At 42.4% G+C, this 25,619-nt stretch carries 24 protein-coding genes and 1 other RNA gene; 7 read left to right on the forward strand and 18 right to left on the reverse strand.

All coding sequences use genetic code 11. From position 1 onward, the window contains the following. Window positions 1-2 precede the first annotated feature (2 nt). From dhaL to smpB, 6 genes are all read right to left on the reverse strand, one after another. Window positions 3-623 (reverse strand): dihydroxyacetone kinase subunit DhaL, encoded by a 621-nt coding sequence (gene dhaL / locus HBHAL_RS14570; RefSeq protein ID WP_014644215.1) that lies wholly within the window; start codon window positions 621-623, stop codon window positions 3-5. 15 nt (window positions 624-638) lie between these two features. After that, window positions 639-1,634, reverse strand: a complete 996-nt coding sequence (gene dhaK, locus HBHAL_RS14575; RefSeq protein ID WP_041601695.1) for a dihydroxyacetone kinase subunit DhaK — start codon at window positions 1,632-1,634, stop codon at window positions 639-641. Window positions 1,635-1,717: 83 nt separating this feature from the next. After that, a complete protein-coding gene (gene glpK / locus HBHAL_RS14580; RefSeq protein ID WP_014644217.1) occupies window positions 1,718-3,211 on the reverse strand; it encodes a glycerol kinase GlpK in 1,494 nt (497 codons plus the stop codon). A 19-nt stretch (window positions 3,212-3,230) separates the two neighbouring features. Continuing rightward, window positions 3,231-4,061: an MIP/aquaporin family protein gene (locus HBHAL_RS14585; RefSeq protein ID WP_014644218.1), complete on the reverse strand. Its 831-nt coding sequence runs from the start codon at window positions 4,059-4,061 to the stop codon at window positions 3,231-3,233. Between the two features lie 398 nt (window positions 4,062-4,459). Continuing rightward, window positions 4,460-4,822, reverse strand: a transfer-messenger RNA (tmRNA) gene (gene ssrA / locus HBHAL_RS20525). Between the two features lie 99 nt (window positions 4,823-4,921). Next, the gene (gene smpB, locus HBHAL_RS14590; protein WP_014644219.1) at window positions 4,922-5,386 is read right to left on the reverse strand and encodes an SsrA-binding protein SmpB; all 465 of its coding nucleotides are present in this window, start codon (window positions 5,384-5,386) and stop codon (window positions 4,922-4,924) included. A 156-nt stretch (window positions 5,387-5,542) separates the two neighbouring features. Between smpB and HBHAL_RS14595 the strand changes: the two genes are divergently transcribed. Beyond that, window positions 5,543-6,397 carry a GNAT family N-acetyltransferase gene (locus HBHAL_RS14595; RefSeq protein ID WP_014644220.1) on the forward strand — a complete coding sequence of 285 codons (855 nt, stop codon included), beginning with the start codon at window positions 5,543-5,545 and terminating at the stop codon, window positions 6,395-6,397. A gap of 48 nt (window positions 6,398-6,445) precedes the next feature. Here the strand turns inward: HBHAL_RS14595 and rnr are convergent, their stop codons facing one another. From rnr to secG, 3 genes are all read right to left on the reverse strand, one after another. Next, a complete protein-coding gene (rnr, locus tag HBHAL_RS14600; protein WP_014644221.1) occupies window positions 6,446-8,734 on the reverse strand; it encodes a ribonuclease R in 2,289 nt (762 codons plus the stop codon). A 44-nt stretch (window positions 8,735-8,778) separates the two neighbouring features. After that, window positions 8,779-9,522, reverse strand: coding sequence for an alpha/beta hydrolase (locus HBHAL_RS14605; protein ID WP_014644222.1), 744 nt, complete (start codon window positions 9,520-9,522; stop codon window positions 8,779-8,781). A 194-nt stretch (window positions 9,523-9,716) separates the two neighbouring features. Further along, window positions 9,717-9,950: a preprotein translocase subunit SecG gene (gene secG, locus HBHAL_RS14610; RefSeq protein ID WP_014644223.1), complete on the reverse strand. Its 234-nt coding sequence runs from the start codon at window positions 9,948-9,950 to the stop codon at window positions 9,717-9,719. Between the two features lie 272 nt (window positions 9,951-10,222). On the opposite strand from secG, the gene HBHAL_RS14615 reads away from it, so the two are divergent. The 6 genes from HBHAL_RS14615 (at window position 10,223) to ytzI (ending at window position 16,085) form a co-directional block, all read left to right on the forward strand. Then, window positions 10,223-10,972, forward strand: coding sequence for a DeoR/GlpR family DNA-binding transcription regulator (locus tag HBHAL_RS14615; protein WP_014644224.1), 750 nt, complete (start codon window positions 10,223-10,225; stop codon window positions 10,970-10,972). Then, complete coding sequence (gene pfkB / locus HBHAL_RS14620; RefSeq protein ID WP_014644225.1) at window positions 10,969-11,922, forward strand: 1-phosphofructokinase; 954 nt, start codon at window positions 10,969-10,971, stop codon at window positions 11,920-11,922. Before HBHAL_RS14615 ends, pfkB begins: the two co-directional genes overlap by 4 nt. Then, window positions 11,897-13,780, forward strand: a complete 1,884-nt coding sequence (locus tag HBHAL_RS14625; RefSeq protein WP_014644226.1) for a PTS fructose transporter subunit IIABC — start codon at window positions 11,897-11,899, stop codon at window positions 13,778-13,780. The genes pfkB and HBHAL_RS14625 overlap by 26 nt, the downstream gene beginning before the upstream one ends. Before the next feature lie 53 nt (window positions 13,781-13,833). Further along, complete coding sequence (locus HBHAL_RS14630; protein ID WP_014644227.1) at window positions 13,834-14,100, forward strand: phosphocarrier protein HPr; 267 nt, start codon at window positions 13,834-13,836, stop codon at window positions 14,098-14,100. Window positions 14,101-14,103: 3 nt separating this feature from the next. Further along, entirely contained in the window at window positions 14,104-15,822 is a 1,719-nt protein-coding gene (gene ptsP, locus HBHAL_RS14635; protein WP_014644228.1) for a phosphoenolpyruvate--protein phosphotransferase, read from the forward strand. A gap of 83 nt (window positions 15,823-15,905) precedes the next feature. Then, window positions 15,906-16,085, forward strand: a complete 180-nt coding sequence (gene ytzI, locus HBHAL_RS14640) for a YtzI protein (protein WP_041601395.1) — start codon at window positions 15,906-15,908, stop codon at window positions 16,083-16,085. 694 nt (window positions 16,086-16,779) lie between these two features. On the opposite strand, the gene HBHAL_RS14645 is transcribed toward ytzI, so the two are convergent. From HBHAL_RS14645 to HBHAL_RS14685, 9 genes are all read right to left on the reverse strand, one after another. Continuing rightward, window positions 16,780-17,379 (reverse strand): nitroreductase family protein, encoded by a 600-nt coding sequence (locus HBHAL_RS14645; RefSeq protein WP_014644230.1) that lies wholly within the window; start codon window positions 17,377-17,379, stop codon window positions 16,780-16,782. An 88-nt stretch (window positions 17,380-17,467) separates the two neighbouring features. Beyond that, a complete protein-coding gene (locus HBHAL_RS14650; RefSeq protein WP_014644231.1) occupies window positions 17,468-18,049 on the reverse strand; it encodes a YdcF family protein in 582 nt (193 codons plus the stop codon). Between the two features lie 89 nt (window positions 18,050-18,138). Next, on the reverse strand, window positions 18,139-19,425 hold the full coding sequence (gene eno, locus HBHAL_RS14655) for a phosphopyruvate hydratase (RefSeq protein ID WP_014644232.1): 1,287 nt from the start codon (window positions 19,423-19,425) through the stop codon (window positions 18,139-18,141). A gap of 14 nt (window positions 19,426-19,439) precedes the next feature. After that, window positions 19,440-20,978: a 2,3-bisphosphoglycerate-independent phosphoglycerate mutase gene (gene gpmI, locus HBHAL_RS14660; protein WP_014644233.1), complete on the reverse strand. Its 1,539-nt coding sequence runs from the start codon at window positions 20,976-20,978 to the stop codon at window positions 19,440-19,442. Further along, window positions 20,971-21,732 (reverse strand): triose-phosphate isomerase, encoded by a 762-nt coding sequence (tpiA, locus tag HBHAL_RS14665; protein WP_014644234.1) that lies wholly within the window; start codon window positions 21,730-21,732, stop codon window positions 20,971-20,973. The genes gpmI and tpiA overlap by 8 nt, the downstream gene beginning before the upstream one ends. Window positions 21,733-21,750: 18 nt before the next feature. Next, entirely contained in the window at window positions 21,751-22,932 is a 1,182-nt protein-coding gene (locus HBHAL_RS14670; RefSeq protein ID WP_014644235.1) for a phosphoglycerate kinase, read from the reverse strand. A 179-nt stretch (window positions 22,933-23,111) separates the two neighbouring features. Further along, complete coding sequence (gene gap, locus HBHAL_RS14675) at window positions 23,112-24,119, reverse strand: type I glyceraldehyde-3-phosphate dehydrogenase (protein ID WP_014644236.1); 1,008 nt, start codon at window positions 24,117-24,119, stop codon at window positions 23,112-23,114. Window positions 24,120-24,154: 35 nt separating this feature from the next. Then, complete coding sequence (locus HBHAL_RS14680) at window positions 24,155-25,183, reverse strand: sugar-binding transcriptional regulator (RefSeq protein WP_014644237.1); 1,029 nt, start codon at window positions 25,181-25,183, stop codon at window positions 24,155-24,157. Window positions 25,184-25,331: 148 nt separating this feature from the next. Continuing rightward, the gene (locus HBHAL_RS14685; RefSeq protein WP_014644238.1) at window positions 25,332-25,565 is read right to left on the reverse strand and encodes a glutaredoxin family protein; all 234 of its coding nucleotides are present in this window, start codon (window positions 25,563-25,565) and stop codon (window positions 25,332-25,334) included. Window positions 25,566-25,619 lie beyond the last annotated feature (54 nt).

Consider the following 25,619-nt stretch of genomic DNA (forward strand, 5'->3'; position numbering starts at 1 on the left):
CTTTATTCGTCTCCTTTTATACAGTCTGCAAGGGCTTCAAATACATAGTATGAGGACATGGCTCCTGGATCTATATGACCCTTTGACCGTTCTTTTAAATAAGAGGCCCGTCCTTTTGTTGCTACAAGATCTTTAGTTGATTCCATGGTGGATTGTGCGGTATCAAGGATAAGCTGACGATCAAAATCCTGGACTTCACTCATTTTGTCTGCTAAAGGTTCCCATACATCGAGCATCGTTTTTTCTCCGGCTTCTGCTTTTCCACGCTGTTTAATTCCAGCTACGGCCTCCTTCAGCGCTGAAGAGAATGTTTGAAAATCAACGTTTTCTACACCTTTTACTGCAGTCGACATTTTTAAGAATACGGTGCCATATAAAGGACCAGAAGCTCCGCCGACTTTAGACATCAGTGTGGTGGCGACGTCTTTCCAGACTTCGGATACATCTGAATACTCTTCTCCAGATATTTTATTTACTGCTTCTTGAAAGCCACGGGACATGTTAATCCCATGGTCTCCATCACCAATAGCCTGATCCAGTGAGGTTAGTTCATCTTTATGGTCCTGAACTTTTTCGTTAATTTTGTGAATCCAGTCTAGAGCATGGCTGACTTCCAACTTCATGTGAATACCTCCCTTTTACACTTTAAATGCTGGTGCCTTGGACGGTTCATTTAGCAGTTCTTTTAATTCTTGGTCTACTTTTAATAAGGTGACCGAACAGCCTGCCATCTCAAGCGAGGTCATGTAATTCCCCACGTATGTCTTATAAACGTTTATTCCTTTATCATGCAGATGATCTTGTACTTTTCGATTAACGATATAAAGTTCCATTTCGGGAGAGGCTCCCAGTCCATTGATCATAACCGCTACCTCATCTGAACCGGTAAGACCTAAATCCTCAAGTACTAAGTCCGTCAATTCTTCAGCAATATCATTTGCTGAGCTAACCGCTTTTCTTTCAGTACCTGGCTCGCCATGAATACCGACTCCAATTTCCAATTCATCTTCATTAAGCTCAAAATTTGGCTTACCTGAGGCCGGCATTACAGGCGGCTTAAGAGCCACACCCATAGAACGCACATTAGCTACTGCCTTGTCAGCCGTGGCTTTTATTTCTTCCAGTGAAGCCCCTGTCTCAGCTTTAGCCCCTACTAATTTATGGACAAATACGGTCCCGGCAATTCCGCGGCGCCCTGAGGTAAATGAGCTGTCTTCTACTGCCACATCATCATTAACAACAACTTTCTCCACTTCGATGCCTTCTGCTTCCGCAAGCTCTGCCGCCATTTCAAAATTCATAACATCACCGGTATAGTTCTTAATGACAAGAAAAACTCCGGCACCGCCGTCGACTGCTTTTATCCCTTCCAATACCTGATCCGGGGTCGGTGATGTAAACACTTCTCCCACTACAGCTGCATCCAGCATTCCCTGACCAATGTAACCCGCATGAGCTGGTTCATGACCGCTTCCTCCACCGCTTACAATACCTACTTTATTTTTTACGGGAGCATCTTTCCTAACTAAAACTGTCGTATCCTGCACTCGTCTTACATCATCCGGATAGGCAGCTGCAATTCCATCCAGCATTTCTGTTACGACCTGATTCGAGTCATTGATTATTTTTTTCATCATGCTCTTCCTCCCTGGATTGAACTATCGTATAAATCACATCATGGACAGGTCCTTCTTTATAGAAAGACCTGTCCCAATGACTACTTGTACTCTCTTGTTGCGGCTACTGCTTTCTTCCACCCGTTATAAAGCTCGTCTTGTTTATCTTGTTCCATGTCTCCAGTAAATGTGCGTTCATTTTTCCATTGTTTTTGAATACCTTCTTTATTTTCCCAGTAACCCACGGCCAGCCCTGCAAGGTAAGCGGCACCAAGTGCTGTCGTCTCCTGGACCTCAGGGCGCTCCACAGGAACTCCAAGAATGTCACTCTGAAACTGCATTAAGAAGTCATTTTTCACAGCCCCACCGTCAACTCGCAATGTTTTTAAGTTAATTCCCGAATCCGCGATCATCGCATCCAGTACATCCTTCGTCTGGTAAGCAAGTGACTCTAAAGTCGCACGGACAAAGTGAGCCTTGGACGTTCCACGTGTTAATCCAAAGACCGCCCCACGTGCATCACTATCCCAGTAAGGTGTACCAAGTCCTACGAAAGCAGGTACAAGATAAACCCCGTCAGTAGAATCGACAGACACTGCCAGATCTTCTGTTTGAGGAGCACTTTCGATCAATTTCAACCCGTCCCGCAGCCATTGAATCGCTGAACCAGCTACAAAAATACTACCTTCAAGAGCATATTCCACTTTGCCATCGATTCCCCAGGCTAGCGTCGTGAGAAGTCCATGCTCTGACTTCACTCCTTCTTCGCCTGTGTTCATAAGCATAAAGCATCCTGTCCCGTACGTATTCTTTGCCATTCCTTTTTCAAAGCAAGCTTGTCCAAAGAGAGCGGCTTGCTGGTCGCCTGCAATTCCTGCAATCGGAACTTGATGACCAAAGAAGTGATAATCGACCGTTTTTGCATAAACTTCTGAGGAAGGTTTCACTTCCGGCAGCATGCTCTTTGGAACGCCTAAAATATCCAGAAGCTCTTCGTCCCACTTTAAGTCATATATATTAAACATGAGCGTACGGGAAGCATTAGAGTAATCTGTTATATGCGTTTGTCCACCCGATAGTTTGTAGACAAGCCACGTATCGATTGTGCCGAACATTAAGTCCCCATTCTCGGCTTTTTCACGTGCGCCATCCACATGATCCAGAATCCATTTCACCTTGGTACCTGAGAAATAAGGATCTAATAAAAGGCCGGTCTTATCTCTGAAGAGATCATTATGACCCTGAGCCCTTAACTCTTTACAAATATCCTCTGTTTGTCTAGACTGCCATACAATCGCTTTATAAACTGGTTTGCCCGTGTGTTTATCCCAGACCACTGCCGTTTCACGCTGGTTGGTTATACCTATTCCTGCAATTTGGTCGGGCTCAACATCAGACTTTCTTAATACATCTGCCATACAGGCCAGAACGGAAGTCCATATTTCATTCGCATCATGTTCCACCCAGCCTGGCTTTGGGAAAAACTGCTCAAATTCCTTTTGCGCGGTTTCCACAATTGTTCCTGCTTCATTGAATAATATAGCCCGGGAACTTGTCGTTCCCTGGTCAATTGATAAGATATACTTGTTTGTCATCCTAATCTCTCCTTCAACTTTAGCTTATTTTTTCTTCTACTTGCTCGGCTACCGTATGCTCTTTTTTCAATTCAGAGAATGCTGCACCAATTAAGATGATAGCTACAAAAACGCTAAGTGCCCAAAACAAGCCTGTAAATTCTGCTAAGAACATGGCGCGATAAAATACCGCTCCGTAAATTCCGCCTAAAATAGGGCCAACTACCGGAATCCAAGCATAACCCCAATCGGAACTGCCTTTTTTAGGTATGGGCAGCAGAGCATGTGCAATTCTCGGACCAAGATCTCGAGCAGGATTAATAGCATATCCTGTCGCACCTCCCAGGGACATTCCTATTGCTACAATTAGTAATCCTACAATTAAAGGATTTAGTCCTTCTGTGAATTCGTTCGCACCGATAAACATAAGTCCCATCAACAGAACGAAGGTACCAATCATCTCACTTACTAAATTGGAAAATGGACTGCGCACAGCAGGATCGGTTGAGAAAACAGCAAGCTTTGCTCCCTGGTCTTCCGTGTCTCTCCAGTGAGGAAGGTAGTTCAAAAATACAATAACTGCACCAATAAAAGCACCGATCATTTGAGCTGTAATATATACCGGCACTTTACTCCATGGGAATTCTCCTACTGCAGCAAACCCTAGAGTTACTGCCGGGTTAATGTGGGCTCCTGTAAAACTGCCGACAGCGTAAACTCCCATCGCTACAGCAAGTCCCCACCCAATGGTTATAACGACCCAGCCTGCCCCTTCAGCCTTAGAATTTTTCAGCACCACACCACCGACCACACCTCCACCAAATATAATCAGAATCATGGTGCCAATTAGTTCCGCCAGAAATTCCGACATGTTACTCCACTCTCCTTCTTTAATTCAAGATGACAAGGTAACGGGTGTTCTAAAAAAAAGACTCACACTGAAAGACGTACGTATCCCAAAGGATGTACTAGTTCAGTGTGAGTCTCCATGTCTCCGTCACAACGTTAACTTGTTAGTTATAAACTTACTTGATTGTGAAAGCGTTGTCAATATTTTTCTTAATTTTCACTTTTTTAATGCTTTTTGTCGTATGACATTGAAACCTTATATTTCCCGGAAAATAGTATTCAAGTAAATCTTATGCAATGGATAGTAAAGGATGGAAAGCCTAAATTACTATATTTAAAAAAGGCTAAAGTCTATCCAATAGACTTTAGCCTTTTTTAAAATATAATATAAGAACATAAAAAAAACCACCAATTATGTATTGGTGGAGACGGTGGGAGTCGAACCCACGTCCGGAGATATCGGCACTCGGGCTTCTACAAGCGTAGTTGATATATTATAATTCGCTTCCTCTTCAGCCTATCAACAGGCTTCCGAGGAGCTAGCCTGATTAGTCTCTTCGTTTTTCCTCAGGCGGAGGAAAAACGCGTAGCCCGTTTCAGTTTGAGACCCTTCATCTGCCACACGGGCAATGCCAGGAAGGATCAGCTATAGACTGCTTATGCAGCTACAGCTAGGTTATCGTTAGATTCGCCAGTTATATTTAGGCAAATGACGTTTAACGAGACGTCGCCTCGACTCGCAACCCGAGCTCGACCTATCCCCGTCGAATCCGTAACGTCCCCGTTAGGATTAAAGGATAGAGCATCAAGCTCTAAAATGATCATCGCGTTTAGCGACAATTATTATTATAGCATAATTATAGCATTTTTCAAGGGAAGTGTCTATTTCAGACTATCCTTAATCGCACGATCAATTTCACGTTTTTGCTGCTTACGCTTCAGATCCTCACGTTTGTCATATTTTTTCTTACCTCTACCTAACCCAATCAATACTTTCGCTACTCCATTTTTTATATACATTTTCAAAGGAACGAGCGAATACCCTTTCTGCTGGGTTTGACCAATTAATTGATTAATCTGCTTTCGATGCAGGAGTAACTTTCTCATACGTGTTGGATCGTGATTGTAGATATTTCCCTGCTCGTAAGGTGATATATGCAGATTATGCAAGAATACTTCACCATTGTTAATACGGGCAAAGCTGTCTTTTAGATTAACACGTCCATTACGTATAGACTTGATTTCCGTTCCTTGCAGAACGATCCCGGCCTCGAAAGTTTCTTCAATTGTAAAATCATGACCTGCCTTCTTATTTTGTGCAATTGTCTTACCATTTCCTCGTGGCATAGCGTTCTCCTCCTCTTGTGCGCAGCATCTATTGTACCAAATAACCCCGGTGTTTCCAATTTAAACACGGATCTGGACGGAAGCAAAATTAATGGACTTTTTAGTATATTAATGAGAATATAATTCTGGAAAATGATCAACAAAGGAGTTTCCTGAATGGAACAAGTTATGAATGTCCAGCCTTTAACACATAAAGACCGACCGGCACTTGAAGCCATGGATACTGGAATTGAAGATGATTATGTCCTACGAATTTTTGAAAGACTAATTGAATCTGATAGTCATGAGATTTTCGGTCTTTTTAGAGAAGGAAAAATGTTAGCAGTAGGCGGCTATAGCTTATTTGGCAACGGTAAATTTGCCATGCTGGGCCGTTTACGAAGTGACCGGCGGATGCTGATGAAGGGAAATGCTACCGAACTCCTGCAGCCAATTGTAGACCGGCTTTTCCGAGATCCTCAGGTAGCCTGGGTGGGAGCAAATACTCATCTCCATAACCTTGCCGCCAGAAGAGTCCTGCAGAAATTATCGCTTAAAGAAGGTCCTGTACTCCATTTCTTGACCCTGAGCTCTCCGGAGCTATTAACCGATCATAAGCCGGGTCCTGTTTGGGAGGAAGTAACCAGCCTTCAGCATAAAAAGGAGTTACTCAATTTAATAAACGACCCTGGTGTTTTCCCTTTTGAATGCTACTATCCGCTACCTTATGATAAAGCCTTGTTTACTGATCAATATCTTGAAGAATCTTCTTTTTACCAAAAACCTGATGCCTCTCGATTTGTAATCGTAAAAAATGACACAAAAAAATTTGATTACTCCCATGTGAAATATTTCTGGGACGATCACTATAACCAATCTGGTTTCTTTGAAACGATTCTTCACCACTGGAAACAGCATCCTAATAACGCAGGCTGCTGGATTGATTTCTCAGCGGAAGGGTTTAAAAAAATTCCGGATTTGTCTCCTTACTACGTTCAGGAACCATGGATGTTATACGGCAAATGGAAATAGGATACCACTACTTGAAAAAACGCGCGAAGCAACTCGCGCGTTTTTATTTTACTTCTTTTTTTTGCTGCCTTTTTTCGGTACACCTTTATTTCTATAAAAAGGTTTATTACCCTTTTGCTTGCTCTTTTTCTTTTCTTTTTTCTTATCCGGCCCTTTAGAATTAATCTGTTTTGGCTGGGCAGGACGTTTACGTTCTTTTCTCGGCTTCATTCCATCAATTTCAAAGTCAACAACACGCTCGTCAAGATTCACATTGGTTACTCGAATGGTTACTTCATCCCCAATCCGAAACACGTTGCCCGTACGTTCACCAATCATAGCAAATTGTTTCTCATGGAAATGGTAGTAGTCATCAGTTAGTGTACTCACGTGAACGAGACCCTCAACTGTATTCGGAAGTTCAACAAACATGCCAAAGCTTGTTACAGAGCTGATTACACCTTCATATTCTTCCCCAACCTTATCCTGCATAAATTCGGCTTTCTTCAAATCGTCCGTTTCACGCTCAGCATCGACCGCTGCTCGTTCCATTTCGGAAGAGTGTCTAGCTATTTCAGGCATCTGGTCCTTCCAGTGTTTACGGGTTTTATAATCCAGCTTATCTTCCACCAGATACGTGCGAATCAGACGGTGGACAATTAAGTCAGGATAACGACGTATCGGCGAAGTGAAATGAGTGTAGTAATCAGTAGCTAAACCAAAATGGCCCAGGCTTTGAGGGTCATATTTAGCCTGCTGCATGGACCGCAGCATCAATTTTGAAATAATCATGTCCTCCTGTGTACCTTTCACTTCTTCTAGAACTTTTTGAAGGGCCTGAGGATGAACATTATCTGCTGTTCCTTTTACTGCATACCCAAGATTAGCTACAAATTCAAAGAAGTTTTGAAGCTTGCTTTCATCTGGGTCCTGGTGAATTCTATGAATGAACGGAACATCCATCCAGTGGAAGTGCTCTGCAATGGTTTCGTTAGCGGCAAGCATGAATTCTTCTATTAAGCGCTCCGCAACTGACCGTTCCCGAAGTTTAACATCAACAGCTTTTCCTTCTTCGTCTACAATGACTCCGGCTTCTTTAAAGTCAAAGTCAATAGCACCACGGTCCATACGTTTGCCGCGAAGGGTTTTAGCCAAAGCAGCCATATCACGGAACATAGGCACCAGGTTTTCATATTTCTTAATTAGCTCTTGATCTTCGTCCTCAAGAATTTTATTCACGTCTCTGTAGGTCATTCGTTCATTGGTTTTAATTACACTTTGAAAGATTTCGTGTTCTACTACGTCGCCACTCTTATTAATTTCCATTTCACAGGAAAGGGTAAGCCGGTCTACGTGCGGGTTTAAAGAACAAATTCCGTTAGAAAGACGGTGCGGAATCATAGGAATCACACGGTCTACTAAATAAACACTTGTAGCACGCTCTCGAGCTTCTTTATCAATCGGAGAACCTTCATCCACATAATACGTGACATCCGCAATGTGAACACCAAGTTTAAAGTTCCCATTATCAAGCTTCTTAACTGTAACGGCATCGTCCAGATCTTTAGCGTCCGCACCATCAATCGTTACGATTGTTTCGTCCCGAAGGTCGCGTCTGTTTTTAATTTCCTCTTCACTTATCTGATCTGGTGTTTCTCCAGCCTGCTTAAGAACTTCATCTGGGAAACCCACTTTAATTCCGTGTTTATGAATAATAGAGATGATATCAATCCCCGGGTCATTCTTATGGCCAAGTATTTCTACGATCTCCCCTTCTGCACTCATGCGTTCTTCCGGAAATTTCGTTATATTTACAATCACTTTATGGCCATCAGCGGCTCCATTTGTCTGCCCTTTAGGAATAAAGATATCATTAGGGATCCTTTTATCATCGGCTATAACAAAACCGAAATTCCGGCTTGATTCGTACGTTCCGACTATTCGTGTAGTTGCTCGTTCTAATATACGAATCACAGTGCCTTCTGGACGATTTCCTTGCTCATCTCTTTTTTCAATTCGAACCATTACTTTGTCATTGTTCATGGCTGAATGAAGATCAGAATGATGAAGGTAGACATCATCTTTGTCTTCTTCATCTGGTATGAGAAAAGCAAAACCCTTTGCATGCATCTGGATTCGGCCTCGAATAAGGTTCATTTTCTCAGGAAGACCGAACCTGTTCTTTCTGGTTCTTACAAGTTCTCCTTCTTCCTCCAACTCATTCAACGCTTTCATGAGGTCTTTGAATTCATTGGTTTCTTCAAATTCCATCGTTTCTTCTAATTCTTGTACAGATAATGGCTTAGATGCCGTTTCTTTAAAAAATGTTAATATTTGTTGTTTTAAGTCTGTGCTCAATTTGTATAACCTCCTCTAAATGTAAAGGCCAAAGATTCTGGTGATTAGGACCAGTCCAATGATTCAAGAAATTCAAGAATATCCTCATGGAGCTGTTCCTTTTCTTTCCCCATTGTAATGACATGGCCAGAGTCCTTGTACCATTTTATATCTTTTTGGTTGGATTCCACTTGTTCATAAATATAGTTTGCGCTATCTTTGTTAATCATTTCATCTTTTTCTGCTTGTACTACAAAGGTTGGCGTGTAAATCTGATCCACTTCATCATGAACTTCGTTAATAAATCCGCCTAATTGCTTAAACATTTCTTCTGATTCTTTTAATAATTCGTCTACCTCTTTATTAATCGTTTCCTGATCTTTCCCCTCAAGCTGCTTATACTGCCGTGCTTTTGCTTCAAACCCACGGGTTAACTGCTTTTCATTATCAAAAAACATAGGCGAGCACATGGTAACTAAGCCTTTTATCGGCTCAGAATAGGCAAGCTTCAACCCCAGCACTCCTCCAAGGGACAGACCAGCCACGGCTATTTTTTGATAACCAAGATCTCGCAGATGGTTCAAGGAAGCTTTTACATCCGTCCACCAATCTTCAGGTCTTGCATCAATTAAAGCTTCCAATTCTTTACCATGACCTCGGTATATCGGACCGTGACTCGTGTAGCCGTGCTTTTGCAGAAATCTTCCGAGCATACGGACATCAGCGGAATGTCCTGTAAAACCATGTAATAATAATACCGCACGCTCTCCTTCTTCAAACGTAAAAGGTTGTGGTTGTTTAATCTTCATATCATTCTCTCCTTACTTCATCTATTTCCTTATTTCCTATTTTCATTCTTATAACCCTGTTTCCAGCTTACCAAAATTAACTCTCGGCTACTTTTTTTGAGCTTATATGACAAATTATACTCTTCGTGTAAATACTTATCGATCATAATAAAAAACCGCGCTAAGAGATCAGCGCGGTTCTACTTTCGCATTCTTTAACCTAAAATATAGGCTGACAAGAAAGCCAGGACAAAAAATAAGACACCTGTTACGATTGTAGCTTTATGCAATACAGCATCAATTCCTCTAGCCTTTTGCTTACCGAACAATTGCTCCGCCCCACCAGATATAGCTCCTGATAGTCCGGCACTTTTTCCTGATTGCAACAGCACTAGAACAATTAAAGCTATTGTATCAATAGTCAATAAAGTTATCGCGAGTGTTTCCATGTTGTGCCAACACCTCCTATGAACGTACAAATCACTAGATTAAATGTAGCATAAAACCATTATAGCATCAAGAAAATTTAAACTCTCTACTAGCCTCTTCCTAGAGGTGATCGTCCAAGCCTTTGCGGGATAGATCATGTAAAGCGTGGAAGGATAAGTTGAAGGTTTATTATAGAAATTGATTGTTTTTGATAATTTTTGAATGTTTTTGCTTGATTTATGTAAGGGTTTTCTTTATTATAGGTATTGAGATAAAGAAAGGAGAGGTGCCTATGCTGACTCCAGAACGACATCAGATCATTTTGGAAACCGTCAAAAAATATCATACGGCGAAAATTAAAGATCTGGTGCAATCAACAGGAGCCTCGGAATCCACGATTCGCCGTGACTTAGACCAATTAGAGCAGGAAGGTCTACTTCGCAGAGTCCACGGTGGAGCATCTCTAAGAGCTTCAGCGAGCGACGAGCCAAGCATGGGGGAAAAAATCACAAAGTACCATAAAGAAAAAAATGCTATTGCCAGCTATGCGGCTTCACTCGTCAGAGACGGTGATTGCATTTTTCTCGATGCAGGCTCCACAACCTACGAAATGATTTCTTACTTATATGGTAAGGACATTACAGTAGTCACAAATGGGCTCGATCAACTCGATAAACTCACTGAGTATCAAATCAAAACTTATGTAGTTGGCGGTTATGTAAAGCATCGGACAAGAGCCGTGATTGGCACAGTGGCCATGCAGAACCTTCAACAATACCGATTTGACCAGTGCTTTATGGGGACTAACGGTATTTCCTTAAAGGAAGGTTTTTCTACACCAGACCCTGAAGAAGCTGCTATTAAAAGCACAGCTTTATCTTTATCTCAGGAACGCTATGTTTTAGCTGACCATTCTAAGTTTGAAGAAATATCCTTTGGAAAATTTGCCAATCTCGACGAGGCTTACATTTTGACAAATTATGAAGGACTGTACTTAAACAATTACAAAGAAAAAACTAATATAAAGGTTGTGACCGCATGATTTATACGTGCACACTGAATCCGTCCATTGATTATGTAATGAATGTGGACGAATTCAAGCCTGGAGACCTGAACCGTGCAACCCAGACGTTTTACTATCCTGGCGGAAAAGGTATTAACGTTTCCCGGGTAATGGCAAGACTAGGAGTTAATACAATTGCCCTGGGCTTTACAGGCGGGTTTACCGGTGAATTTGTTAAAGACTTTTTGAATAATGAGGAAATTAATCATCAATTTATCGATACCGAGCAAAATACAAGGGTGAATGTAAAGTTAAAAAGTCAGCAAGAATCGGAGATCAATGGTCCTGGACCCATATTATCCTCTAAGCATCAGGAAGAACTTCTCGAGCAGGTACGAACTTTGACTAGCGAGGACACACTGATCCTTGCGGGGAGCGTGCCTTCTTCTTTACCAGAAGATTTTTATATAACCATTGCCGATATGTGCAGTAAGAATCGCACTAAATTAGCTGTCGATACTTCTGGAAAAGCATTAAAGCAGCTGGTCGGCCGCCCTATCTATTTGCTTAAACCGAACCACCATGAATTGGGTGAATTATTTAACGTAAGCATTGATTCTATGGAAAAGGCTGCGCATTATGGTAAAAAGCTTGCAGACCAAGGTGTTCAACACGTGATTGTCTCCATGGGTGGAGATGGTGCTGTATATATAGGCCCTGACCAGCAGCTCTACTCCAACGTTCCTAAAGGCCAGCTGAAAAATTCAGTCGGCGCGGGTGACTCTGTAGTTTCCGGGTTTCTTGCATCCATGGCACAAGGAAAATCGACAGAAGAGGCTTTCCGTGTTGGTGTTGCTTCCGGGAGTGCTACCGCCTTTCAAGATGATTTATGCACCGCCGAAGATGTAGAGGAGCTTTTGGAAGAAGTTAAGATTTCTTCATTAAATATAGGAGGGAAACCTAATGAAAATCACAGAATTATTGACTAAAGAAACAATTCTGTTAAACATGACCGCTTCTTCTAAACCGGAAGCGATCGATGAACTCATTGGAAAGCTGGATAAAGCCGGTAAGTTAAATGACCGCGATGAGTTTAAGCAGGCTATTCAGGCTCGTGAAGATCAAAGTACCACGGGTATCGGAGAAGGAATCGCCATCCCACATGCAAAGACAGGCTCTGTAAAAGACCCTGCTATCGCATTTGGACGATCTCAAGAAGGGTTGGATTATGAATCGCTGGATGGCCAGCCGACAAATTTATTTTTCATGATTGCTGCTTCTGAAGGGGCCAATAATGCTCACTTAGAAACATTATCACGTCTATCTTCATTTTTGATGGATACTAATTTTCGTTCTAAGTTGGAGCAAGCGAAAACGGAAGACGAAGTGATAGAAGCCATTAACGCAAAAGAAGCTGAAGAAGATGGAGACGACGAAGCTGAAGAAAGTACTTCGGCTGGAAAAATCTTAGCGGTTACCGCATGCCCGACAGGAATTGCACACACCTATATGGCAGCTGACAAATTGAAAGCAACTGCAAAGGAAATGGGCGTAAATATTAAAGTGCAGACTAATGGTTCCGGTGGCGTTAAAAACCGTCTGACCAAAGAAGATATCGCTGAAGCTGATGCCATTATCGTAGCTGCTGATACAAAAGTTGAAATGGAACATTTCCAAGGCAAACCTGTTATTGAAGTACCAGTAGCTAAAGCCATTCACGAACCAAAAGAATTAATTAACAAAGCGGTCAACAAGGACGCTCCTGTCTATCAGGGCGGTGGAAAAAACCAATCCGAGGAAACAGCGGAGAAAGGACAGCGTTCCGGTATTTATAAACACTTAATGAACGGTGTTTCCAACATGCTTCCGTTCGTTGTCGGAGGTGGTATTTTAATAGCCATTTCCTTCTTCTGGGGAATTGAATCCGAAAACGAATTTGCTCAAATGCTGAGTACTATTGGCGGAGGAAATGCCTTCTTCCTTCTTGTACCAGTACTGGCTGGTTTCATTGCTTCTAGTATTGCAGATCGTCCAGGCTTTGCTCCTGGTATGGTAGGTGGTTTGATTGCGATTACGCAGACATCTGCTGAAGGTGCTGGAAATGGTTCTGGTTTCTTAGGCGGCTTAATAGCCGGTTTCTTAGCAGGTTATTTAACTTTACTCATTAAGAAGCTTCTCGAAGGACTACCTGCTGTTTTAGATGGTTTGAAAACCGTACTCTTTTATCCGGTACTAGCTATTTTTGCAACAGGGATGATCATGTTGCTGATCAACCCAGCTCTAACAGGTGTTTATACTTGGTTGTTTGATCTTCTTGATAGTATGAGCGGCACCAACTTAGCTCTGCTCGGAATTATTGTGGGAGGCATGATGGCTGTCGATATGGGCGGTCCAGTCAACAAAGCAGCTTATACGTTCGGGATCGCTGCACTTGAAGCCAATAATTTTACTTTCATTGCTGCAGCTATGGCCGGTGGAATGGTTCCGCCACTAGCAATGGGACTTGCTACTACTTTCTTTAAAAATAAATTTACAAAACAGGAACGCGAAACTGGAAAAGCAGCTTACCCGCTGGGAGCGTTCTTTATCACAGAAGGAGCTATTCCATTCGCAGCGGCAGACCCTGCCCGTGTGATTCCGTCTATGGTTGCCGGAAGTGCTTTAGCTGGTATGCTGACGATGTTGTTTGGTATTGGACTTCGCGCTCCTCATGGCGGCGTAATTGTAGCTCCACTTGTAGAAGGCGGAATTACTCAAATCATTCTTTATCTGGTAGCTATTGCAGCAGGCTCAATTTTGGGTGCAATCATTGTAGGATTCTTGAAAAAAGACCTCCAAAAGGCTTAAAATGATAGAGTTAGGGTACTGAAAAGTTAATACATTTTTAAGGAGGAACTAAAATGGTAGAGAAAACATTTAAAATTACATCCTCAGACGGTGTACACGCACGACCTGCCACAGTACTTGTCCAAAATGCCGGCAAGTATGAATCAGAAATCAATCTTCATTACAAAGAAAAGGCCGTTAACTTAAAATCCATTATGGGGATTATGAGTCTTGGTATTCCAGCAGGCGCTGAAGTTAAAATCACTGCAGAGGGCAGTGACGAACAAGAAGCTGTAGACCACATGGCATCTACAATGAAGAATGAAGGGCTGGGGGAATAACCCATGACAAACCTTCAAGGAATTGCAGCTTCCAGCGGTATCGCTATTGCGAAAGTGTACCGTCTGGAAGCTCCAGACCTTTCTTACAGTAAAAAAGATATAGACCAACCGGAACAAGAGATCAAACGCCTGCATGATGCTCTAGATGTTTCTAAGTCAGAACTTGAAAAAATTAAAGAACATACTAAAAATACCTTGGGCGATGAGCACGCTGAGATTTTCTCAGCTCATTTGCTTGTACTTTCAGACCCCGAGTTGATTAAACCAATCGAAGATAAAATAAAAGCAGAGAATGTGAACGCTGAAGCTGGTTTAGATGAAACAGCCAACATGTTCATCGACATGTTTAAGAACATGGACAATGAATATATGCGGGAACGCGCTGCTGACATCCATGATGTTACTAAACGTGTTATGGCACATCTCTTGAATGTTACATTCCCTGACCCTGCTTTGATTAACGAAGAAGTTGTTATTGTGGCTGACGATCTTACACCTTCTGATACTGCGCAGTTGAACAAACAGTATGTTAAAGGGTTTACCACAGATATCGGCGGACGTACTTCTCATTCGGCAATCATGGCTCGTTCTTTGGAAATTCCTGCAGTTGTCGGTACGAAAGATGTTACCTCTAAAGCACCTAAAGATTCGCTGATTATTGTTGATGGAATTAATGGCGATGTGATTATCGAACCTACCGAAGAACAAGTTAATGACTATAAGCAGAAACAAGAAGATTTTGAACAGAAAAAGAAAGAGTGGGCTAAACTGAAAGACGAGCCTACAGTGACTGCTGAAGGTGACCATGTAGAGCTTGCTGCTAATATTGGTACCCCTCAGGATGTTGACGGTGTACTGAATAATGGTGGCGAAGGCGTAGGTCTTTACCGTACCGAATTCCTTTATATGGGTAAAAGTCAGCTTCCAACAGAGGAAGAACAATTTGATTCCTACTCTACCGTATTGAAACAAATGGGAGATAAGCCGGTAGTTGTGAGAACACTGGACATAGGCGGAGACAAAGAACTCGATTATCTGGATCTTCCTGATGAAATGAACCCGTTCCTTGGTTATCGCGCGATTCGTTTGTGCCTGGAACGTGACGACATCTTCCGTGTACAGCTGCGTGCTCTTTTACGTGCCAGTGTCCATGGAAATTTAAAAATCATGTTCCCAATGATTGCGACGCTTGATGAATTCCGTCAGGCAAAAGCCATCCTTGACGAAGAGAAAGAAAAATTAGTTAACGAAGGCAAAGAGGTCTCTGAAACCATTGAAGTTGGTATGATGGTGGAAATCCCTGCCACAGCTGTCATCGCTCGTCAATTTGCAAAAGAAGTGGATTTCTTCAGTATTGGGACAAATGACCTTATCCAATACACGATGGCTGCTGATAGAATGAATGAAAGAGTATCCTATTTGTACCAGCCTTACAACCCTGCCATTCTTAATTTGATTAATAATGTGATTGAAGCTGCTCATGCAGAAGGCAAATGGGCCGGAATGTGCGGAGAAATGGCAGGAGACGAAATTGCCATTCCAATTCTTTTAAGTCTTGGACTTGATGAATTCAGCATGAGTGCTACTTCCATTCTTCCAGCTCGTACGCAAATCAGAACCCTGTCTAAAGAAGATTGGATTTCTTATAAAGACGAATTACTTTCTAAAGGCACATCTGATGAAGTGGTGGATTTTGTTAAAGAAAAAACACAATCAAGGTAGTAATTACATGTGGAATGTGGCAAACTAAACGTGTGAAACGGAGAAACGCCCCTTTTTATGATATTTAGAAAGAAGTGTTTGCAATGACGTTTACGATTATTATGATCGTTTGTGTAGCTATTGTCCTTGGAATTGCTGCTATGTTTGGAACGGCAGTCTCCAAGGGATATGATTACGAACACACCATAGATCCTCTTCCGGAGGAGCCACATCACAATCATCACAAGGATGAAGAAGATAAAAAAGCTGACGCCAATCAATAAGCGTCAGCTTTTTTTATCCTCTGTTCAACCTCCATATTGAATTTACAGTAAAGCTCCCATTACTTGAAGACTCAGTTTCGAGACATTGGAGGAGCGGAAGGTCCTCCGGAGGACGATTTCGCTTTCCGGCCCTGCACGACGCAGGGTCGTTCGACGTTGCCACAGGACGTGGCGATCTTAGTCGAACATCCCTTGTGCTGAGCTTCCTCGGGCTTAACAGCCCTGCGGGATCTCACCAATCATGTTCATCCCGCAGGAGTCTAAATCGTCCCCCTCCGGACCTGACCAAATCAGAAACTCGAAACCATTTAAGACATCGACGGGTTGATGAGAAAAAAGCATGGGATTATGAGGCTATTTTCATGCTATAAGGGTGTGAAATAGCCCGTCATAAAAGCATTTAGGACCGATTAAGAAGGAGAGCATTCTCTCTTATAAAAGCATCCGTTATCCTCACTCGGCTGGATTGGCGAAGGAAACGACGAGACTCCCGCGGGAGAAGGAGCTAGGCGAGACCCCACAGGGAGTGAAACGAGCGAGGAGGCTTGCCAGTTCCCCCGCAGGAAAGCGAGTTGTTTCCGCAGCCAGCCTCATCAAATTTTGGGCAACGGACCAAAGATATCTCGTAACTGAGTCTTCAACAAACCGGCCCTTTAGCTTAATAAACCCTCTTGTAAGAAATCAAGAATAACCTTTAATATACGCTATTTTTAAAATTGTAATTAAATAGCGTATATTTGTCTTCCATAGAAGTCCTGGGTTTAGCTTTTGGCACTTTCTTTGGGTACCCCATTTGAATGACCCCTATCAATTTATGTAAACTTGGATTCAGTCCTACACCTTTTATAAATTCATCATCATGTAAATATGGACTAGTCGTCCACAATCCTCCGACCCCTTTTTCCCAGGCCAACAACTGAACATTCTGGATAAAAGCGCAGACGGCTGCATAATCTTCTTCGTATTTGTGCTCATTTGCGTCCTTTTCCATGAAAATTAAAGCGTGGTGAGGTATATTCACTAGAAACTCATGAATCCCCTGCTTCATCCGTTGAGATTTTTCCTTGCTATATCCTTCAAAGAAGCCCTTTCTCGTATAGCTTTGTAAAACTAGATCAGCATAAACTTGTTTTCCTTCTTCCTGAAACATATAAATTTGCCAAGGCTCTTTCATACGGTGAGTCGGCGCCCATGAAGCGGATGTGAATATTTCGTTTAACAAACCTTCAGGTACTTCTTCTTGTCTAAAATCGTGAATGGACCGCCGATTCTCAATAGCTTCTACCAACTCCATGCCATCCCCCCTCTTCTTTAAACAGTGTGAAATGTTGTTCATGTAACATTAGGACTCTTAATATTAAGACATTAAATAGTGCCTTCCTTTAAGAAAACAGACTTGTAATTTGATATACCATCAAATATGCCCACTCTCTTAAAAAGAACGGTGTTTTCGTTTTCAGCGTCTCATAGGCCGAATATTGTGTCGGGACACCTATTACATCCATCCCTTGGTTTTCAGCCTCTCCTGCGGCTCTTTTAAGATGAAATTGATCACTTACTAGTAGATAAGAGTCAATTCCTTTACGAGCAGCTACTTTCTTTGCATTGATTAAATTTTCTTCCGTTACAAGAGAATGTTTTTCAATTAAAATCGCTTCATTTGGTATTCCATTTCTGACTGCATATTCTTTACCTACTTCAGCTTCTGAAGAGGCAGCCTCTTGACTCCCGCCGCCGGTAAATATAAGATAGTCCACCTTGTCCTCCTTATATAGTTCAAGGGCTTGTTTTAACCGTCCTTTGAAGACAGGACTGGGCTCTCCATTCCATTGAGCCGCACCAAGCACTATGGCAGCATCTGCATCGGGTATATTCTCCTTTTCCCCATAAGTCCACAAGCTGTAGCCTGTGTACAGTGCGTAAGCTACTATAAGAATTGAAATTATTTTTAAAAATCGTCGCATCGTTTAAGCTCTCCTACTCTTTGCTGACTATTATCCATCATATCATAGAAAAAAGCCTCTCTGAATAATCAGAGAGGCTTGAGCTAATATTATTTATTTAAGTTGTAGAATGCTTTTCCACCTGCGTACTCAGCAGTTCCAAACAGCTGGTCTTCAATACGAAGAAGCTGATTATACTTTGCTACACGGTCTGTACGGGATGGTGCACCTGTCTTGATTTGCCCAGCGTTTGTAGCTACGGCAATATCAGCAATTGTGGCATCTTCGGTTTCGCCAGAACGGTGGGAAATAACAGCTGTATAGCCTGCGCGCTTGGCCATTTCAATCGCCTGGAACGTTTCCGTGAGTGTTCCGATTTGGTTCACTTTAATAAGAATGGAATTTCCTACACCCTGTTCAATGGCACGTCCAAGTTTCTCAGTGTTTGTAACAAACAAGTCGTCACCTACCAGCTGTACACGGTCGCCAATTCGATCGGTAAGCAGTTTGGTTCCTTCCCAGTCGTTTTCGTCCAATCCATCTTCAATGGATACGATTGGGTATTTGTTTACAAGCTCTTCATACCAGTCAACCATTTCTTCAGAAGTACGTTCAACGCCTTCGCCTTTCAAGTTGTACTTACCATCTTCATAAATTTCAGAGGACGCTACGTCCATCGCAAGCTTAACTTCTGAATCAGGTTTGTATCCTGCTTCTTCAATCGCTTCAATAATAGTGGAAAGGGCTTCTTCATTGGATTTAAGGCTTGGAGCAAACCCGCCTTCATCACCAACACCTGTATTATAGCCTTTGTTCTTAAGCACCTTCTTAAGAGAGTGGAAGATCTCTGCACCCATGCGAAGAGCTTCTTTAAACGTTGGAGCACCAACAGGCATGATCATAAATTCTTGAATATCTACGTTGTTATCTGCATGCTCTCCACCGTTTAGGATGTTCATCATTGGAGTTGGAAGTGTGTTAGCCGTGAAGCCTCCAAGATATTTGTATAGTGGAAGACCTACCACGTCAGCTGCTGCATGAGCTACAGCCATGGATACACCAAGAATAGCGTTGGCACCTAGTTCTCCCTTATTTTCAGTACCATCAAGCTCGATCATCATTTGATCAATAATCACTTGTTGAGTAACGTCCATACCAAGCAGGTTAGGAGCAATTTTCTCGTTCACGTTCTCTACTGCTTTTTCTACACCTTTTCCAAGATAACGATCTTTGTCCCCGTCACGAAGTTCTACAGCTTCATATTCACCAGTAGAAGCTCCGCTTGGTACAAGTGCCGTACCAAATGCGCCGGATTCTGTATAAATTTCAACTTCAACAGTTGGATTACCGCGAGAGTCTAATACTTCACGTGCGTAAACGTCTGTAATAAATGGCATTTAAATTCTCTCCCTTATTTTTTAATTAATGACTGACCTGTCATTTCTTCAGGCTGTTCAATGTTTAATAACTCCAGAAGGGTTGGAGAAAGATCTCCCAGCACTCCTTCTGTGCGAAGCTCAGCACCTTCTTTGGTAACAATTACAGGTACTGGATTAGTAGTGTGTGCAGTCATGGCATCTCCATCCGGAGTTGTCACTTCATCCGAATTTCCATGGTCTGCCGTAATAATGGCGTGTCCGCCTTTTTCATGAATCTTATCGACAATTTTACCTAAACACTCATCCACAGCTTCAATAGCTTTAATGGTCGGCTCAAGCATGCCGGAGTGCCCAACCATGTCCGGATTCGCAAAGTTCAGGATAATCGCATTGTGTTTATCGGCATCTAACTCGCCTAAAAGAGCATCCGTAACCTCATAGGCACTCATCTCCGGCTGCAGATCATATGTCGCTACTTTTGGTGAATCAATGAGAATACGTTCCTCTCCATCAAATTCATTTTCACGGCCGCCGCTCATAAAGAAGGTTACGTGCGGATACTTCTCCGTTTCAGCAATGCGCAGCTGTTTCTTATTATTGTTTGCTAGTACTTCCCCAACTGTGTTTTTAAGATCCTTTGGTGGGAAAGCAATTTTGCTGTTAACTGCATCGCTGTATTGAGTCATTCCGACAAAATACGTGTTTTTTGGAGCATCGTCGCCTCTTTCGTAACCATCGAAGTCATCATTAGCGAAAGTTCTAGATAGTTGAATTGCACGGTCAGGACGGAAGTTAAAGAATATAATGGAATCTTCATCGTTCACTGTACCTTGTGCCTCACCGTTCTCATCTGTTAGTACTACTGGTTCAACAAATTCATCATAGACTTCTTTCTGATAGGAGTCTTCTACTGCCTGAAGAGGGTCCTCATACTTATGACCTTCTCCATAAGCAATAGCATCATAAGCCAGCTTCACTCGTTCCCAGCGGTTATCACGGTCCATGGCGTAATAGCGCCCTGAAATCGTCGCCAGCTTACCGACACCGATTTCTTCTACCTTATCCAACGTTTGTTGAATATAGGTCTTGGCTGATTGCTGTCCCACATCGCGTCCATCAAGAAAAGCATGAATATAAACTTCTTCAAGGCCTTCATTTTTGGCTAAATTCAGTGTTGCGAACATGTGGTCAATGTGGCTGTGAATCCCGCCATCCGATAATAACCCGAAAATATGAAGGGGTTTATTTTTTGCTTTAGCGTTTCTTACTGCGTCTAGTAAAACTTCATTCTCGTAAAACTCACCCTCGCGAATGGAAAGGTTGATACGAGTAAGACTTTGATAAACCACGCGTCCAGCTCCGATGTTCAGATGGCCGACTTCTGAATTCCCCATCTGTCCTTCTGGAAGACCAACAGCTTCCCCGGAAGCAATTAGCTGAGCGTGAGGAAACTGGTTCCAGTAGCGGTCGAAATTAGGGGTGTTCGCTTGTTTAACTGCGTTGCCTTTTTCTTCATCCCGCAGGGCGTACCCGTCGAGAATAATTAAAGCTGCTAAATCATGATTACTCATGTTTACCTGCCTCCACAAGTTTTAAGAAAGAGTCAGCCTCAAGGCTCGCCCCTCCAACTAGCGCTCCGTCAATATCAGACTGGGAAAGCATTTCATCAACATTAGCCGGTTTTACACTGCCGCCATATTGAATACGAACGGCATCAGCAGCATCTGCATTCACATAGTTGCTGACCGTTTCACGAATGTGAGCGCACACTTCATTAGCTTGTTCGGCTGTAGCCGTACGACCTGTACCAATAGCCCAGATCGGCTCATAAGCGATAATGACATCGGCACATTGCTCGTTTGTAAGTCCTTCAAGAGCTTTTTTCACTTGGGCTTCTACATGATTCATAGTTTGATCTGCTTCACGCTGATCGAGTGTTTCCCCTACACAGATAATGGGAGTAAGTCCATGTTTAAACGCAGCGTGAACTTTTTTATTAATATCTTCATCGGTTTCCTTAAACACTTCACGACGCTCAGAGTGGCCTAGAACTACATACGTTACACCAAGTTCTTTAAGCATTACCGGGCTTACTTCCCCTGTGAATGCACCACTTTCTTCAAAGTGCATATTCTGAGCACCAATCTTCAAGCTGGTCCCTTCTGTTTCTTCTACTAATTTCTGAAGAAACGGGAAAGGGGCACATACAACAGATTCTACTTTATCAGAAGATGGGACCTCATTCTTTGTCGTTTGAATAAAATCTTCCGCTTCACGGTGTGTTTTGTTCATTTTCCAATTTCCTGCAATCACTTGTTTACGCATGTCTTCTTCACCTCTCCTTTATTTATCGTTTAGCAATGCGACACCTGGAAGCTCTTTACCTTCCATAAACTCAAGGGAAGCTCCGCCTCCAGTTGACACATGATCCATATCATCTGCATAACCGAATTTCTCTACCGCTGCTGCAGAATCTCCACCACCGATAACCGTGTAACCTTTGGTTTCAGACAGAGCATTCGCTACAGCTTTTGTTCCATTCGCGAACGTTTCAAGTTCAAATACGCCCATCGGCCCATTCCAAATCACCAGTTTAGAATCTTTGATGACTTCAGCATATTTCTCTCTTGTTTTAGGACCAATGTCAAGAGCTTCCCAGTCAGCCGGGATATTGTCAATGGATACTATTTCGGTGTTCGCTGAATCGGAAAAGTCATCTGCAACCACCACATCCTCAGGCATAAGGAAATCTACACCTTTTTCTTCAGCTTTCTTCATATACTCTTTCGCTGTATCGATCTTATCTTCCTCTAATAAAGATTTACCGATTTCGTAACCTTGAGCTTTTACAAAGGTATAAGCAAGTCCGCCACCGATAATTAAATGATCTACTTTATCAATCAAGTTGTCGATTACACCAATTTTATCTTTTACTTTAGCCCCGCCAATTATAGCTGTGAACGGGCGTTCTGGATCAGAAAGTGCTTGTCCCAGCACATTAATTTCTTTCTCCATTAGAAAACCAGCTACTGCCGGCAGATGTTCAGCTATACCAGCTGTCGATGAATGAGCACGGTGAGCAGCCCCGAAGGCATCATTTACATAAAGGTCTGCCATGTCAGCGAATGCTTTTGATAATTCCGCATCATTTTTCTCTTCGCCAGGATGGAAGCGTACGTTTTCAATTAAAAGAACTTCGCCGTTATCCATTTCAGAAATGGCTTTGTTTACTTCTTCACCATGAACCTGGTCTGTTTTCGTCACAGTTTGTCCGAGCAGATCACTTAGACGTTTCGCTACAGGATCTAAACGAAGCTCTTTCACGACTTCACCTTTTGGTCGACCAAGGTGACTGGCAAGAATAACTTTAGCTCCATTTCCAGACAAATGCTTAATGGTTGGAAGAGCCGCTTTAATTCTAGTATCATCTGTAACTTCTTCCCCGCTCATAGGAACATTAAAGTCCACACGGCAAAATACAGTTTTTCCGTTTACCTCTACATCACGAATGGTTTGCTTATTCATGAAATGACAACCTCCTTGGTTTGTAGTCAGGGTAGATTAACCTGCCTCTATGTACGTTTCCACTTCAGTTTCCAGCGAAAACGCGAGAGCAGCAAAATCTCTGAAAACATGGATAAAGGAGGAGGACATGAGACCCCCTCCTTTACTAATTCTTACTACTATTCAGTATCTGTTTCTTCTTACAAGCCTTGGTTTTTAAGATAAACAGCCAAGTCTACACAACGATTGGAATAACCGAATTCGTTGTCATACCAAGAAACAACTTTAACCATATTGTTTTCAAGAGCAAGAGTGGACAAACCATCAATTACAGAAGAGTTCGTGTTTCCATTATAGTCAGAGGAAACAAGAGGCTCGTCACTGTATCCCAGGATGCCTTTAAGCTCGCCTTCAGCTTCTGCTTTAAGAGCTTCGTTTACTTCTTCAACTGTTACGTCTTTTTCAAGTTCTGCAACAAAGTCAACGATTGATACGTTAGCTGTCGGTACACGCATAGCCATACCACTTAGCTTACCATCAAGCTGTGGAAGAACTTTCGCTACCGCTTGAGCAGCACCTGTTGTTGTTGGAATAATATTTTGAGCTGCTGCACGGGCACGGCGATAGTCTTTATGAGGCAGGTCAAGAATTTGCTGATCATTCGTGTAAGAGTGAACAGTAGTCATCATACCGCGTTTAAGACCGAATTTTTGATCCAGTACTTTTGCATACGGTGCCAGGCAGTTTGTTGTGCAGGAAGCATTAGAAATGACATGGTGAGAATCTTTGTCATATTGATCTTCGTTAACACCCATTACTACTGTAAGGTCTTCTTGTTTTGCCGGTGCAGAAATGATTACTTTCTTAGCGCCTGCATCCAAGTGTTTTTTAGCATCGTCACGCTGAGTAAAACGGCCTGTAGATTCAATTACTACATCTACACCAAGGTCGCCCCATCCAAGCTGAGCCGGATCTTTTTCGGAAAGAACTTTAACTTCTTTACCGCCAACGATCAGGTTGTCCCCGTTTGTTGTAACTTCTTCATCAAGAGTACCGTGAACCGTGTCATACTGAAGCAGGTGCGCAAGCATGTTAGCATCTGTCAAGTCGTTCACTGCTACTACTTCTACGCTTTCATTTTTCAAAGCAGCACGATAAACGTTACGTCCAATACGGCCAAAACCGTTAATACCAATTCTTACAGTCATGTAAAATTCCTCCTTGGATTCTATGCATAATATATTTAAAGGGAAATTCCCCTTATTAACTCTTTCGCCGCACCTTCATCGGTGATAAGAACATTACTTTGTCCCGGCTTAAAATAGGAAGCAATAGCCTGGGCTTTTGAACGCCCTCCAGCTACGGCAATCACATGCTCTGCATGCTTTAGATCTTCTAACTGAAGCCCAACCGTTCTAACTTTATGAACGATTTCACCTTTTTGATTAAAGTAATAACCAAATGCTTCTCCCACGGCTTCACGACTTTTAATGAGGCGCAATTGTTCTGCAGAAGTTTTCCTTCTTTCAGCCATCATTACAGCATCCCCTACACCGTGGATAATAATTCCTGCTTTTCGGATAATCTCGAGTACTTCCTTTATAGAGGGTTCCTCAATAATGGTCTTATAAGAATCCTCACTTAAAGGATCAGGTACGTAAAGCAAGCGATAATTCCCTTTGGCTTTTTTAGCCATTTCAGCGCAAATGGTATTCGCCTGATTTTCCACTCTTTCCCCAAGACCTCCGCGTGCAGGTACGTAGAGGCATTTATCTGCATCTTGAAAAGGGGTCATCATTTCAGCTACTGCCGCCATAGTCGTACCACCAGTAATGCCGATAGTTTGGCGGGGGATCAGCTGGTCTTTTAAATAATTGACGCAAGCTTTTCCCATTTCACTTTTCACCCAGTCGAGGTTATCACTATCACCAGGAACAACCACAGCATAGTCTAGGTTTAATTTATCCTTTAATTGCTTTTCTAAAACCTTTATCCCTGTAACTTCTTTAATGAATTCAGCTAATTGCTCCAGAATGTTTTGACCTTCATAGGTCAAATGCATCCCGCGGGAGGTAATCTCTACAGAGCCTTGCTTGTTTAAGAAGTCCACTTCACTGCGAACAGTACGCTCTGCTAACTCTACGTTTTCCGCCAGAGCGCGACGTCCCACAGGCTGCATGATTTGGATATAATACAATAGTTTATAGCGCTGCTGCATTACATCAACCACTTCGGGAAAAAGTTTTTTTTGTAAGTCAATTAAGTCTCGCATGGAAAAGCTCCTTATGTTAAAAACCATCGATTGGGCCGGATCACGTCCCGGGTAGTCAAATTATGTCCCGCGTGGAGCAAAAAACATCTCTTTCACTTGTAATATTAACAGTGAGAATGTGAAGGCGCAAGCAGAAGTGAGTGAATTTTTAATGTAAGCGTTCTTCTATAGCTGTATAGGTAATAGAACGATAGTCTAATTCATCTCCATTAACTTCAAGTACGGGAACTTCGAATAAATACTTTCTCATCAGTTCATCATTTTGCTCAATATCAATTTCCTGCACCACAATTTGATATTCCCCGGTGAGCAGCTCAACTAAACTACTGATCTCTTCACAAAGCGGACACCTTTTCTTTACATATAAGGTTATTTTGTTCACGCTTTCCCTCCTTTTTTGGCTCTGTAATTTAATATTCTTCCCTAACTATACATA

This window comes from Halobacillus halophilus DSM 2266 (genome assembly GCF_000284515.1).
Taxonomy (GTDB): domain Bacteria; phylum Bacillota; class Bacilli; order Bacillales; family Halobacillaceae; genus Halobacillus; species Halobacillus halophilus.